At 68.9% G+C, this 13309-nt stretch carries 15 protein-coding genes; 7 read left to right on the top strand and 8 right to left on the bottom strand.

The features are described 5' to 3' along the window. Positions 1-2: 2 nt before the first annotated feature. A complete protein-coding gene (locus tag OG943_RS45960) occupies positions 3-773 on the bottom strand; it encodes a GntR family transcriptional regulator (protein ID WP_328607154.1) in 771 nt (256 codons plus the stop codon). Positions 774-910: 137 nt separating this feature from the next. Between OG943_RS45960 and OG943_RS45955 the strand changes: the two genes are divergently transcribed. The 3 genes from OG943_RS45955 to OG943_RS45945 are packed head-to-tail and all read left to right on the top strand — an operon-like array spanning position 911 to position 3946. Next, positions 911-1486 (top strand): HD domain-containing protein, encoded by a 576-nt coding sequence (locus OG943_RS45955; protein WP_328607153.1) that lies wholly within the window; start codon positions 911-913, stop codon positions 1484-1486. Beyond that, positions 1483-2640, top strand: a complete 1158-nt coding sequence (locus OG943_RS45950) for an Ldh family oxidoreductase (protein WP_328607152.1) — start codon at positions 1483-1485, stop codon at positions 2638-2640. The genes OG943_RS45955 and OG943_RS45950 overlap by 4 nt, the downstream gene beginning before the upstream one ends. Further along, a complete protein-coding gene (locus tag OG943_RS45945; protein WP_328607151.1) occupies positions 2597-3946 on the top strand; it encodes an MFS transporter in 1350 nt (449 codons plus the stop codon). The genes OG943_RS45950 and OG943_RS45945 overlap by 44 nt, the downstream gene beginning before the upstream one ends. 102 nt (positions 3947-4048) lie before the next feature. Here OG943_RS45945 and OG943_RS45940 read toward each other — a convergent pair whose 3' ends face one another. Continuing rightward, positions 4049-5254 carry an FAD-dependent oxidoreductase gene (locus OG943_RS45940; RefSeq protein ID WP_328607150.1) on the bottom strand — a complete coding sequence of 402 codons (1206 nt, stop codon included), beginning with the start codon at positions 5252-5254 and terminating at the stop codon, positions 4049-4051. 155 nt (positions 5255-5409) lie between these two features. Between OG943_RS45940 and OG943_RS45935 the strand changes: the two genes are divergently transcribed. Beyond that, entirely contained in the window at positions 5410-6024 is a 615-nt protein-coding gene (locus OG943_RS45935; RefSeq protein ID WP_328607149.1) for a TetR/AcrR family transcriptional regulator, read from the top strand. 386 nt (positions 6025-6410) lie between these two features. Here OG943_RS45935 and OG943_RS45930 read toward each other — a convergent pair whose 3' ends face one another. Continuing rightward, on the bottom strand, positions 6411-7220 hold the full coding sequence (locus tag OG943_RS45930) for an LLM class flavin-dependent oxidoreductase (protein WP_328607148.1): 810 nt from the start codon (positions 7218-7220) through the stop codon (positions 6411-6413). A 285-nt stretch (positions 7221-7505) separates the two neighbouring features. On the opposite strand from OG943_RS45930, the gene OG943_RS45925 reads away from it, so the two are divergent. After that, positions 7506-8132: a hypothetical protein gene (locus OG943_RS45925; protein ID WP_328607147.1), complete on the top strand. Its 627-nt coding sequence runs from the start codon at positions 7506-7508 to the stop codon at positions 8130-8132. 92 nt (positions 8133-8224) lie between these two features. On the opposite strand, the gene OG943_RS45920 is transcribed toward OG943_RS45925, so the two are convergent. The 4 genes from OG943_RS45920 to OG943_RS45905 all read right to left on the bottom strand — a co-directional run bounded on the left by OG943_RS45920 (position 8225) and on the right by OG943_RS45905 (position 10932). Next, positions 8225-9055 carry an SDR family NAD(P)-dependent oxidoreductase gene (locus tag OG943_RS45920; RefSeq protein ID WP_328607146.1) on the bottom strand — a complete coding sequence of 277 codons (831 nt, stop codon included), beginning with the start codon at positions 9053-9055 and terminating at the stop codon, positions 8225-8227. A 61-nt stretch (positions 9056-9116) separates the two neighbouring features. Then, positions 9117-9872 (bottom strand): SDR family NAD(P)-dependent oxidoreductase, encoded by a 756-nt coding sequence (locus OG943_RS45915; protein WP_328607145.1) that lies wholly within the window; start codon positions 9870-9872, stop codon positions 9117-9119. Positions 9873-9907: 35 nt separating this feature from the next. Continuing rightward, entirely contained in the window at positions 9908-10663 is a 756-nt protein-coding gene (locus OG943_RS45910) for an SDR family NAD(P)-dependent oxidoreductase (RefSeq protein WP_328607144.1), read from the bottom strand. Continuing rightward, a complete protein-coding gene (locus OG943_RS45905; protein WP_328607143.1) occupies positions 10660-10932 on the bottom strand; it encodes an Atu4866 domain-containing protein in 273 nt (90 codons plus the stop codon). The genes OG943_RS45910 and OG943_RS45905 overlap by 4 nt, the downstream gene beginning before the upstream one ends. A gap of 123 nt (positions 10933-11055) precedes the next feature. Here OG943_RS45905 and OG943_RS45900 point away from each other — a divergent pair, with 123 nt between their 5' ends. Beyond that, positions 11056-11898, top strand: coding sequence for a helix-turn-helix transcriptional regulator (locus OG943_RS45900; RefSeq protein WP_328607142.1), 843 nt, complete (start codon positions 11056-11058; stop codon positions 11896-11898). An 11-nt stretch (positions 11899-11909) separates the two neighbouring features. On the opposite strand, the gene OG943_RS45895 is transcribed toward OG943_RS45900, so the two are convergent. Beyond that, complete coding sequence (locus OG943_RS45895) at positions 11910-12482, bottom strand: TetR/AcrR family transcriptional regulator (RefSeq protein WP_328607141.1); 573 nt, start codon at positions 12480-12482, stop codon at positions 11910-11912. A 96-nt stretch (positions 12483-12578) separates the two neighbouring features. Here OG943_RS45895 and OG943_RS45890 point away from each other — a divergent pair, with 96 nt between their 5' ends. Next, a complete protein-coding gene (locus OG943_RS45890) occupies positions 12579-13292 on the top strand; it encodes an MBL fold metallo-hydrolase (RefSeq protein WP_328607140.1) in 714 nt (237 codons plus the stop codon). Positions 13293-13309 lie beyond the last annotated feature (17 nt).

Genomic DNA, 13309 nt, shown 5'->3' with positions numbered 1-13309 from the left:
GCTCAAGCCGGGGAAACCGATACTGGACGGAGGCCTGTGGCGGGCAATGGTTCGGTGAGGCGGCTCCAGTGTTTCTCGATCGCGGCGAGTGCCTTCGACATCAACGAGCGGGTCACTGCTTCGGCGAGGTCGCGGTCTCGTGCCCGGTAGGCGTCGACGAGGTAGCTGTAGTCTCGGCACGAGACTTCCAACCGGCCCGGGAGCGACAGGCCGAAGCTGCGCAAGCGGTAGATCCGCAGTCCGAGGGAGTCCATGAGGAGACCGACCCGGCGATTGGGGCAGATGGCGGCCTCGACCCGGCGGAAGTCCACGGTGGCGTAGAAGTACGCCTGAACCTCGCCGGTATCCCGGGCTTCCCGCAGCCGGGCCAGCGGCTGGTCCAGCAGCAAGATCTCGTCCTCGGCCGCCCGTTCGGCCACCGCACCGGCGATCAGGGCGTAGAGGCCCGCGCGGATCTCGTAGAGATCGCGGACCTCGGTCAGGGAAAGTGTCGCCACTCGGGGGCGACGCCGGGGCTCGATCTCCACGAGGCCCTCGCGTTGCAGCACCCCGAGCGCTTCCCGCACGGGGGTTCGGCTCGTGCCGAATCGCCTGCCAAGTTCGGCCGAGGTCAGCTGGTACCCGCTGGGCAGCCGGCCCTCGATGATTTCCCTGGCCAGCGCGGTCGCCATGTCCCGGACCAGCTCACCGTGCCCGGCGAGGCTGTGCGAGCGCGCCAGCGCCTCGGTGATCCCCGCCGGGGTGCCCGGCCCAGCCGGTTCCTGCGCGTGCATGACCGCACTGTATCCCGTTCTTCGGCGACCTGGCAGCGCGCCACCAAACCACAATCTGTCGCCAGATTGCTTGCCAACAGCGCTTAGGTCGGCATATTGTCGCCTCGAACTCGCAAAGTGGCGACAGATTGGTGCTCATGTCTCAAGCTCACATCACCGCGGACCTCGTCCGCGAGCTGCTTCCCGAAGTCGACGAGATCGCCAGGGAGGACCTTCGCGACAGCGTCCTGGGAATCTGGACGCGGGCCTGGCGCTCCAGCGCCTGGGAGCGGCTGTCCGACGTGCCGAAATCGGTCGACCTGCCGAGCCACCGGACCCTGACCGTGCACTCCCGGGCGGTGGCCAGGATGTCGGCGCAGATGGCCGACACGGTCACGGAGTTGCACGGCGTATCGGTGGACCGTGACGCGGTACTGGCGATCGCGCTCCTGCACGACGTCTGCAAGATCTACGAATTCGAGCCGGCCCCCGAGGGGGGCGGGCGGTGGTCCACGACGGGGAAGCGATTCCAGCACGGCTTCCTGGGAGCACATTGGATGCTCGAAGCCGGGATGGACGAGGACCTCGTCCACGCGGTCATCGCGCACACACCGCACTCGTCGGTGATCCCGCAAACGCAAGAGGCGATCATCGTGCACTACGCGGACTTCGCCGACTCCGACGTGCAACTGCTCGACGCCGGGCAGCGGCTGTTCTGCAAGAGGCGCTCATGAACGCGACGGTCGGCACTTCGGAAGTGCCTCGTTACGACCTCGGCGTGCTGAGCGACTTTGCCCGCGACGTCCTCCAGACCACGAGGATGCGACCGGATGACGCACGGCTCTTGGCCCGTTCACTCGTCGAGGCCGACGCGACGGGGGTGGCCACGCACGGGCTGACGCGCCTGTCGGCCTACGTCGCCCAGCTCAGAGCCGGGCAGGTCAATCCCGTGCCGCAGGAGGAAATTCTCTCGGAGACGCAGTCGGCGGTGCTCGTCGACGCGGACCGGGGGTTCGGGGTTCCCGTCGGTGTCCGCATGATCGACCGGCTCATGGCCAAAGCTCGGGAGACAGGGGTCGCCTTCGGCGGTGTGACGCGTGTGGCGCACTTCGGGGCGGCGGCGTTCTTCACCCGGCGCGCCGCCCAGCACGGCTTCGTGGCCTTCGCGATGAGCAGCACGTCACCATCGGTGGTGCCCTTCGGCGGGCGCGGGCCGAGGATCGGCAACAGCCCGATGTCCTTCGCCGCCCCCGGGGTCGAGGAGCCCGAGCTGGTCATGGACATGGCGCAGTCGGTCAGCTCGCGCGGGCGGATCAAGGTCTTCGCGACCGAAGGGCGGAAGCTGCCCGTGGGGTGGGCTGTAGATCGCGACGGTCTGCCCACCCAGGACCCCACGGCAGCGCTGGCCGGTGGGGTGCTGCCCAGCGGCGGGCACAAAGGCGCGGCGTTGTCGCTGGTGGTCGAAATGCTGGCTTCCGGGCTGACCGGCGCGCATCTGACCCGCGATATCCGGCACGCCGGGTTCACCTCGGCAGGCACTCCCGACTTCGATGCCGACGTCACAGTCGGCAACGCCTTTCTGGTCCTCGACGCGGCAGTGTTCGGCGACTCCACCGCGGTACGGCGCCGTGCCACCGACATCGCGGAACACGTGCGCCGCAGCGAGCCCGCACGCGATGTCGACCGGGTTCTCGCACCGGGCGATCCCGAACGGGCGCGGTTCGCCAAGGCGACCGAATTCGGTGTCCCCCTCCCCCCGGGAACCGCGCACGACCTTCAGTCTCTCGCGGACGAGCTCGGGCTCGCCGCCCCCCTTCCCCTCAACGACGATCAGGGAGCAGCCGATGGACACCGCCGCGCGCACGGAACGGACGCAGCCCTCGGGTGAGAATCCGCCGGCCGTGCGCAGCGGCCGGGAACGCCGGCGAATGATTTTCGCGGCCTCGGTGGGCAATTTCGCGGAATGGTACGACTGGGGCGTCTACGGCGTGGTCGCCACTATGATCGCCCGACAGTTCTTTCCGGCGGGCGACAGTGCCTTGGCGCTCGTCGGCACCTACGCGATCTTCGCGATCGCGTATCTGACCCGCCCTTTCGGGACTGTGGTCTTCGGACACATCGCCGACAGCCTCGGCCGGACGAAGTCCCTGACGTTCACGATCGTCCTCACCTGCACGGCGACCGCGTTGATCGGATTCATCCCGACCTACGCGTCGATCGGCGCAGCCGCGCCACTGCTTCTTCTGCTCTGCCGGCTGATCCAGTCCCTCGGCACTGGTGGGGAACACGCCACGGCCGTCGCCTTCGTCTACGAGCACGCTCCCCGCGGGGGGAAGGCCAAGGCGGTCGGCATGCTGAGCGCACTGACTCTCGCCGGTCTCCTGTCCGGAACGCTGCTGGCCACCGGGCTGTCGGCCGTGATGCCGGCGGGCGCTTGGGCTGCCTGGGGTTGGCGGATCCTGTTCTGGCTGTCGCTGCCGATGGGCCTGATCGGGCTCTACGTACGTCGGAACACTCAAGACGGCGAGGAATTCCGTCAGCTGAAACAGCAACAACGGAAGAAGGCCACGCTGCGCTCCTCACCTGTCCTCGAGGCGATCCGCACCTCGTGGCGCAAGATCCTCTTGTTCGTCGCCTTCCTCGGCACGTGGTCGATCATCTCGGCCATCATGACGTCCTACCTGGCGACCTTCCTCGAACAGAACCACGCACTCTCACAAGCCCAGGCCTACGGCGCCAACACGACAGCCGCCGCCGTAGCGGTGGTGTTCGTTCTGGCCTTCGCGCCGTTCGTGGACCGGCTGGGGTTGTCTCGCGCCACCATCGTCGCCGCCGTCTTCGCGGCCGTGGCGATCGTGCCCGGTTTCCTGCTCGCCGGCACAAATCCGATCGGCGCCTACCTCGGCACGATCCTGCTGGGCGCGGCCAAGGGCGTGCTGGCAGTGCCCTCACTGCTCGCGGTCAGCCAGATCTTCCCCACGCGCTTCCGCGTCAGTGCCGGCGGCCTGTCCTACAACCTCGCAGCGTCGGGACTCGGCGGCACGGCGCCGCTCGTCGCGGTCGCACTCAACGAGGCCTTTGGCTCCTCGCTCGCGTTCTCGTCCTACGTCGTTCTGGCATCCCTGGTCACCATCGTGATCATGCTGACCGCGGGCCGGCGATGGATAACGGACTCCGCGCCACCCACCGCGTAGCACCGGCCTTGTCCCGAAACATCCTCATCTGCCGCTTACCGGTCGTTCGCCGAAGGCCCGGTCCTTCGCCGGGGCCTGGCTACGGCTTGCGGTGCTTGTCTTCTACTGCTCGTCTTCGGCTTGCCGGCGTCGGTATTCCGCCGCCCTGGTCTGGTAGTTCTGGTGTTCCCGCTCGTGGTCCGGGGGAAGGTGTGGCGCGTCCGGGGACGTCGTGGCGAAGAACCGAGTGAGCGCGGTGTTCGAGCTTACGGCGAGTTCACCGGAGCGCGGGAACATCTCTGTCTCGTAGCGCGCGACCGCGTCGTCGAGACTGCTCTCCTTCTTGATGGCGTGCGCGAGTTCCGCGCCATCGAGCAACGCGAGATTCGTGCCATGGCCACCGAAGGGCGCCATCAGGTGGGCGGCGTCGCCGATCAGGGTGACACCGGGGACGTGGTCCCAGGTCAGCGGAGCGGGCAGCGCCCAGAAGCTACGCTGCACGTAGTCGCCGTCATTGTCGGTGATCAGCGGGCGCATGACCGCGGACCATCCGCTGAACTCCCGCAGCAGATGTGACCGGACGGCCTCGCGGTCGGTGAGGTCCACACCGGCCGCGACATGCCAGTCGAGCTCGGCGCGGAAGGCTACGTAGCCGCGGACCACACCGTTGCTGTTGCGCTGGACGATCACCGCGCGGCCGTCGCCGTCGGCGGAGAACATGTGACCATCCCCCACGATCGCGGCGACCTCGGGGTGCCGGGTGTCCACGTCGTCGAATCGGGCGTCGAGGAAGTGGACGCCGAGGTACTGCGGCACCGCGTCGGTGAGCAGTCGGCGAACCGGCGACCACGCGCCATCGGCGCCGATGACGAGGTCGGCTTCCGCGCTGGCGCCGTTGGCGAACTCCAGTCGGTGCACCCCGCCTCCGAGCGGGGTCACGCGCACCAGTTTGTGTCCCCAGTGGACGGTGCCGGGCTTCAGGTGCTCGTGGAGCATGGTCCGCAGCTGGCCGCGGTCGATCTCGGGAGCGGCCTCGTCACCCTCGGCGGGGGTGAACTCGGCCAGGACGGCGCCGTGCTGGTCGCGGCGGCTCTTGGCCTGGCCCTCCACCCGGGCCAAAGCCCGGAAGGCGTCCATCAGCCCGGCGTCCTCCAACGCGATCTGGCCGGCGTCGGCGTGCAGGTCGAGCGTTCCTCCCGGGTCTCGGGAGTCCACGGCGGTGTCCGCGTCGTATACCGCTGGCTGGAAGCCGTGTCCCTGCAGGACGCGGGCGCACATCAAGCCGGCGGGGCCGCCGCCGACGATGGCGATACGGGGTGGGTTCGTCATGAGGTGAGTCCTTTCCACGAGTGCTGCGGCGGCGTGTTCGTCGCCGACGGGTGCGGAGCCAGGCGGCCCGGCTCCTCACACCATACGTAGAACTGTTCAAAAAGTAAAACGGTTCTATGTTTGAGTCTGTTCAACGCAGAGGTTAGGGTGGAGACATGACCGAGACAGGGCGCCGCGAGCGCAAGAAGGCCGCCACCCACCAGGCCTTGGCCGACGCCGCTCTGGAACTGTTCCTGGAGCGGGGCTACGACGCGGTCGGCGTACGGGAGATCGCCGACACCGCCGACGTCTCGGTGGCCACCCTGTTCAAGCACTTCCCCGACGGGAAGGAGGCACTGGTCTTCGACCAGGACGCCGACCACGAGGCCGCGCTCGTCACCGCTGTCCGCGACCGCCCCACCGGACAATCCATCCCTCAGGCGCTGCGCCAGCTGCTGCGCGACGAGCGCTCCAGGCAGGTCCGCACCGACCCGCGCCTCGCCGACTTCCTCCGCCTGATCGACACCACTCCCGCGCTGCGCGAGCACTTTCGCCGCATGTGGCTGCGCCACGAGAACGCCTTGGCCGCGGCGATCGCCGCCGACACCGGGCTGCCCGAAGGCGATGCCGCTTGCCAGGCGCTGGCCCATTTCGCCCTCGAAGCCGTCACCCTCGTCCGAGGGCGGGATGACGCCGAGTCCGCACTCGACCAGATCTTCGCCCTGCTCGATGCCGGATGGGCGGGCACGACGAAGAAACCGCGAAGCACGGCGACACCTGGTGGCAGCTGATGACCTGCGCCGCAGCAGAAGCATATTGGTTCGCCAAGGCCGTTGCTGGGTTGTAGATCGAGCGGCTGCTGAGCTACAGCGCCAGGCGTTCGGGCGTCGCGCGTTGTCAAGATCTACGGCCCCGCACCTGGCGCGTCAGAGTTCCAGCCCGAACTCCGCTCCGCATTCGGCCGTCCGGTCATGCCGCGATGAGGACCTTCGGACAAGCGGCTAGACCAGCCCACGCTGCCCGCTCGCCGCAGCCGCAGGCTCACCAGCCGAGGAAATGCCAAGAATTTGAGACTGATCACGAGCGGCGAGAACCTACATTAAGGCTTTTCCGCCGATTCTGCGCCGGCCTTCCGCTTGCGCAGAATCGGGATGCCAAGGTCTGCGCCCGCCGACGGTCAGGTGACGATGTCGGCGAGCCGGGTGACCTCGTCGAGGTCGTCGGTGGCGGGGACGAAGATGATCTCGTCGACGCCGAGAGCGGTGTAGTCCTTGATGGACTGCCTGATCATTTCCGGGGCGGTGCAGAGCACCACGTTGCCGGCGATGTCGTCGGGCGCCATCCGGTAGAAGTCCCGGATGTTCGCCCGGCCGGTCTCGCTGTCCCCCAATGCAAAGTAGGCGAGTACGACCAGTTTCGGGACTCCCTGGCGGCCTGCCTCCTGCCAGGCGCGTTTCGCCGCCTCAAAGCTGGGCGCCGTCATGGTCACCGGCAGCGAGCCGCCGATGTAGCCCTCGCCCCAGCGCACCATGCGGTCCAGCGTGGGCGCGGAGTAGCCGCCGAACAGCATGGGGACCTGCCGGGTTCCCGATGGCACAGCCGGATTCGGCCCGTCGCCGACCAGCCCGCCACCCCATACGTGGCGGTAGGTCGCCAGGTCGGATTCCAAGCGCCCGCCGCGACCACGCAGTCCGTGCCCGGGCACGGTGAATTCGTCCGCGCGTGACCCGACTCCGACGCCGAGCGTGAGACGGCCGCCGGAGACACCGTCGATGCCCGCGATTTCCTTGGCCAGCAAGGCACCCGGCCACGTCGGGGCCAGCAGGACCGCGCTGAGCAGGCCGATCGTCGTGGTCGCCCCCGCCGCGGCCGCCAGCGCGACGGTGTCACTCACGCCCGGGTACGCGTAGCGCCCAGTCGACGCGAGGGTGGAAAACCCCGCTTCCTCGGCCCGCGCCGCCCAGCGGGGAATGATCGACGTGTTCACGTCGCGCACCTGATTCGGAAGTCCGATGCCAATCCGCACAAGCGGTTCCTCTCCACGTTCGAGCCAATCGCGAGTTACCGCGTTGACCACATTGGACAGCCGAATTCGTAGTGCAACATGACAGCGTGCTGCCATGTCCGACCAAACTAGCTACATGACAGCACACTGTCAACTTCGATCGACAAGCCCGCGATGCCAGCAACGCGCCGAGGTCGCCCAGTGCTGATCGAGCTGACGTCAACGAATTGGTTGACGTAACAGGCCGTCAATCGATACGTTGACGAGGTGGATGAATCCTTGAGCGCGTTGCGGATGATGCCCTGGGCCCGCGAAGCCGTCGAGCAGGCCGAGCGGGTGCTGATCGAATCGATCATGGACAGCGGCTGGACGTGGGAACAGCTGGGCGCGATCTACGGCGAACGCTCCAAACAGGCGATGCAGCAGCACTACAAACGGCGAGGCGGCCAACGGAACTGGACCGCCGCCTCGCGACAACAGGAATCAGCTCAGCGCGACGTGGAACCGGTTCGGCGCGCCATCACCAGCCTGCTGCTGAACTTCCGCGCCACCGACGAGGCGCTGACCCGCACCATGGCCGACGCGTCGTGGAACGAACGTGATCCCGAGAAAGAGGCCATCCGGCGGCTGTCGTGGACCGAGCGTCTCAACGACAGCCTGGACGGGCTGGACGACTTCATCAACAACCGGATGTCCCGCATCCCTCGCGTCGACCGGCCGCTGGTGGTCGGCGATCAGACCCGGATCCACCCCGATCACGTGGAGGTCGAGCGCGGCGAAGCCGACGAGATCCGCGCCGAGATCGACCGGGTCGTCGGGCGGATCCAGCAGCACCGGGACACGGTCGACGCGACCATCGACGAATTGCGGCGACGCCGAGCCGAACTCGGCTGAACCCGAGTTCGGCAAGCGCGTTGGACCACGCTCCGCTCATCAGGACGCGGGAAGTCGTGTCCTGATGGGCTACTCGGGGTGAACCGTGGTCGTCACCTGTGGGTCGAAAAGGCGGTGCTGACCGAGGCGGTCTCCCAGGTGTTGAGGTCGTCGAGTAGACGGTGGACGTTGGCCCGAGTCCGGTCGAGAGCGTCAGCACCGAGCACGAGGTGCTCCGGCGGCCGGTCGCCGCTGACGGCATCAAGGATGATCTGGGCCGCGCGATCGGGGTCGCCCGGCTGGTGGCCGTTGATGGTGTCCAGGTGGGAGACGGACAAACCGCTGGTGGCGGCGTAATCGTCGATGGGAGACGAGGTGCGCCGGACGGATTCGGGCGTGAGGAACTCGGTGCGGAACGAGCCCGGCTCGACCGCGGTGACGCCGATGCCGAGGGGGCCCAGTTCCTCGGCCAGGGCTTCGGAAACGGCGACCAGGGCGGCTTTGGCCGCGGCGTAGAGGCCTGATCCGGCCCGCGGGTCCAGCGCCGCGATGGAGGCGATGTTCACCAGGTGCCCGTGCCCTTGCGCGCGCAGGTGCGGCAGTACCGCCTGGATGATGCGCATCGGACCGAAGAAGTTGACGTCGAACACGTGGGCAGCCTGTTCGGCGGTGGCTTCCTCGACGGCCCCGAGCAGGCCGTAGCCGGCGTTGTTGACCACGACGTCGAGTCCGCCCGCCAACTCTCGGGCGCGGGTCGCGATGGACCGCGTCTGGCCGGGGTCGGTGAGTTCCAGTGGGAGCACGTGCAGACGTCTCCCCGGAACGTCGAGGTCGGTGGCGCCGGTGCGCGTGGTGCCGACCACGGTGTGGCCGCGGTGGAGCGCGGCGAGGGCGAGGGAACGTCCCAAGCCGCGCGAGATGCCGGTGATGAGCCAGACGGACACGGCAGATTTCCTTTCGTCCGTGGCCGTCCCGCTGAGACGGCGGCCCAGCGGGACGAGCCGTTCAGTGCGCGGTGAGCCCGCCGTCGACGATGAGTTCGGTGCCCGTGACGAACGAGGATTCGTCGCTGGCCAGGAAAAGCATCGCGGGGGCGATTTCGGCGGGGCTGCCCGCGCGGCGCATGGGCGTGCGCACGACGTCGGGCTGCTGGTCGCCCTGTTCGTCGAGGATGTCCTGGATCATCGGGGTGGCGATGACTCCGGGGTGCACCGAGTTGACCCGGACGCCCTGGGTGGCGTACTCGACGGCGGCGGTCTTGGTCAGCAGCCGCACAGCCCCCTTGGACGCCTGGTACGCGGCGGCGACTCCGCTGCCGATGAGGCCGAGGACCGAGGAGGTGTTGACGATCGAGGCGTTGCCGGAGGCGCGAAGCAGGGGCATCGCGGTTTTCATGCCGAGCCAGGTGCCCGTCTGGTTGACCGCGATCACCCGGTCCCAGGATTCCTGCTCGGTGCCCTCGATGCCGGGCCAGTCCACGATGCCGGCGATGTTGACCAGCACGTCCAGCCGCCCGAAGCGCTGACGCGTCAGCTCGATGACCTCGCCCCAGTTCTCGGACGAGGAGACGTCCAAGCGGGCCGCGAGCACGTCGGCGCCCTTGGCCTCCAGGCGCGCGGCCAGGTCCCGTAACGCTTCCTCGGCGATGTCGGCGACGACCAGGCTGGCGCCTTCGCGGGCGAACAGTTCCGCGGTGGCCGAGCCGATGCCCCCGGTCGCGCCCGTGATCAGCGCGATCTTGCCGGTGAGCCGTCCAGGCATGGTGTTCTCTTTCCTGTCGTGGTGATTGCGGGAAGTCATGCCGCGGTGTAACCGCCGTCGGCGGCGACGACCGCGCCGGTGATGAAGCTGGACCGGGGCGAGGCCAGGAACCCGATCACCTCGGCGATCTCCTCGGGCTGCGCGACGCGGCCCAGTGGGTGGGCGTCGCCGAAGGAACGCAGGTACGCGCGGCTGTCGTCCCGGAAGTTGTCGAGCATGTCGGTCTCGATCACCCCGGGGGCGACGACGTTGGCGCGGATGCCGTGCGGGCCGCCCTCCAGCGCGAGCACCTTGGTCAACTGCGCCAACGCCCCCTTGGACGCGCTGTAGGCCGCGGCCTCGGGCAGCCCGACCGTGCAGGCGAACGAGCCGACCGTGACGATCGCGCCGCCGCGTTCACGCATGGCCCGGAACGCCTCGCGGGAGTGCAGGAACGCCGCGCGGGCGTTGATGGACATCAGCTCGTCCCAATCGGACGCCGTGGTCTCGGTGATCGGCTTGTTCACCGAGCGGCCGGCGTTGCTGACCAGGATGTCCAGGCCGCCGAACTCCTCGAGCGCCGCGGCCACCGACCGCACCGCGGTCTCCTCCCGCGACACGTCACCCACCAGGGTGGAAACCCCGTCGAACCGAGCCTCCAGGTCCGCCACCTCGGGGCGGAGGTCGGTGGCCAGCACCCGCGCGCCGCGGGCGTGCAGCCAGCCGACGGTGGCCGCGCCGACCCCGCGGGCGGCGCCGGTGACCAGCGCGACCTTCCCGTCCAGTTCGCGATCGGTGGACGGCGCGCTCATCGCCGCACCTGCCGGTGGTCGGATTCGCGGTAAAGGACGAGGTGCTCGTGGTAGAGCACGTTGTCGCGGATGTCCCCGGTCGCGGTGAACCCGGTGTCGTCGACGTAATCCAGATGGCCGCCGGTCACGGTGTACCGGCCGGTGTAGGCACTACGCCGGTCACCGCGCGCTTCGTCATAACGTCCATCGGCGCGCAGTTCTTGCCGGATGTGGCCGTCCGCGGTGACCCACATGCCCACCACGTCGGTGGCCGTTTCACGATCTGTCATCACTCACCTCAGTCCCTGTTGTGCTTCCCACCCTCGACGGCAGCCGAGGGGAATGGCAGGACGCGCGGTGACTGGGTGTGCCGCACCCAGCCAACCGGGCGGGCGGCGATCTAGCCTGGTGCCATGGGCGTCAACGAGCTGGGTGAGTTCCTGCGGGCACGCCGCGCGCAGCGGTCTCCGGAAGACGCGGGGCTGCTCTACTCCGGCCGGCGCAAGGTGGCCGGGCTGCGCCGCGAGGAGGTCGCCGTGCTGGCCGGGGTGAACGCCGACTACTACACCCGCCTGGAACAGGGCCGCGAGACCCGCCCGTCCGCGCAGGTTCTCGAAGCGCTGGGCCGTGCGCTGGACCTCGGCCAGGACGCCCTCGAGCACCTGTACCGCCTGGCCGGAACCACGCCGGAACGCGCACCCGCGCCGGTACCGCAGACCGTGAGCCCCGAACTGCGGCAGCTCATGGACGGCTACCCGCACACCCCGGCCTTCGTGCTCAACCGCACCCTGGACGTACTGGCCACCAACACCCTGGCCGACGCGCTGTTCTCACCGTTCCGTGCGCCGGACAACCTGGCCCGTATGACCTTCCTCGACCCCGCCGGACGGCAGTTCTACGCACGCTGGGACTGGACGGCGCAGGCCACCGTGGCGAACCTGCGGGTGGCCGCGGGCTTCGATCCGCACGACCCGGTTCTGCGGCATCTGGTAGCCGAACTCAGCGAGGGCAGCGAGCAGTTCCGCACGCTGTGGGAAACCCATCAGGTGCGCGGCAAGAGCCGAGAGCCCAAGCAGCTCGTGCACCCCGAGGTCGGCCCGCTCACCCTCACCTACCAGGCGTTCGACGTGCGCAGCGCGCCCGGGCAGCAGCTGATCATCTACCACGCCGAACCCGGCACGCCCAACGCCGACGCCCTCGCACTGCTGGGCAGCCTGCACGCCCCGGCCCACCACTCCCGCACCGCGGAAGGCTGACCCGCGGCAAGTCAGTCCACAGAGGACGGATCGCCAGTGGCGCTCGGCTGCTCCGCCTCGTCCGTGAGCGCGCGGCGCAGGCGGACGAGGCCGTACTCGAAGGCGCGATCGACGTCTCCCCCGAGCCGGAAGGCGCCGGCGAGTTCCATCTGGATGAAACCCGTGGCCCACGCGGTCAGCAAGCGTGCGGCTTCGAGCGCGGCTGCCTCTCCGACGAGTTGCCGGGACACCTGCAGAATCGGGGCGACGGCGCGGTCGAGGGCCTCCGCCGGGGCCAGCGCGGAAAGCATCATCAGCCGAAAGCCCTCGGGACTGCCCTGGGCGAAGCTGCGGTACGCGTGCACCAGCCCTTCGAGCGAGCCGTCGGTCGCTTCGAGCCGGGCGACGAGGTCGTCGACGGCGGCCCCGGCCACGGCGGCCAGCAGCGCCGCGCGGTCACGGACGTGCTTGTACAGCGACGGAGCGCGGACCCCGACGCGGCCGGCGACGCTCTGCATCGTCAGCCGATCCTGACCGCCCGACTCCAGGATTTCCCGGCCCGCCGCGACGATCGCGCTCAGCGAGGTCTTCTCAGGAGTCGGCACTGTTCGCCCCTTCCGCATCCAAAGCTATTGACCGTAGCCATCAAGGCTATGTACCGTAGCCATCGTAGCCGACCGTAACCCTCGAAGGGCAACCCCATGAAGCTCGCTCCTCACCTGCACCGCCTCGGCAACGACGTGGTGGCGTGCTACCTGATCGACACCGACGAGGGCATCACCCTCATCGACGCGGGCATGCCCGGCCACTGGCACGACCTGCAGAACGAGCTGCGGTCGCTGGGCAAGTCGGCCGACGACATCCGGGGACTGGTGCTGACCCACGGGGACGCCGATCACCTCGGCTTCGCCGAACGACTGCGGAGCGAGCACGGAGTGCCGGTCTACGTGCACGCCGCCGACGCCGTCCGCGCGCGCACGGGCGAGAAGCCCAAGACCCCGATGGGCCCGATGAAGCTCGGCGCCACGATCGGCTTCTTCTGGTACTCCCTGCGCAAGAACGCGCTGCGCACCAAGTACGTGCACGAGGTGATCGAGGTTGCCGACGGCGACGTCCTGGACCTTCCGGGAAGCCCGGTGATCGTGCAGATGCCGGGCCACTCACCGGGAAGCGTCGCCGTGCACGTGCCGCTCGCCGACGCCGTTTTCGTCGGCGACGCCCTGACGACCCGGCACGTGCTGACCGGGCGTACCGGCCCGCAGCCCGCACCGTTCACGGATGACCCGGACGAGTCGCGCGCGTCCCTCGAACGGCTCGCCCAGCTGCCGGCGTCGTGGGTCCTTCCGGGTCACGGGAGCCCCTCGCACACCTCTCCCGCTCAGGTGGCCGAGGCCGTCCGGCAGGCCGGCGCGTAAGTGGCGCCGGCTTGGTT

Source organism: Amycolatopsis sp. NBC_00345 (assembly GCF_036116635.1).
Classification (GTDB): domain Bacteria; phylum Actinomycetota; class Actinomycetes; order Mycobacteriales; family Pseudonocardiaceae; genus Amycolatopsis.
Note: the sequence above shows the minus strand (reverse complement) of the source record. Positions and strands in the feature narration are given on the sequence as shown.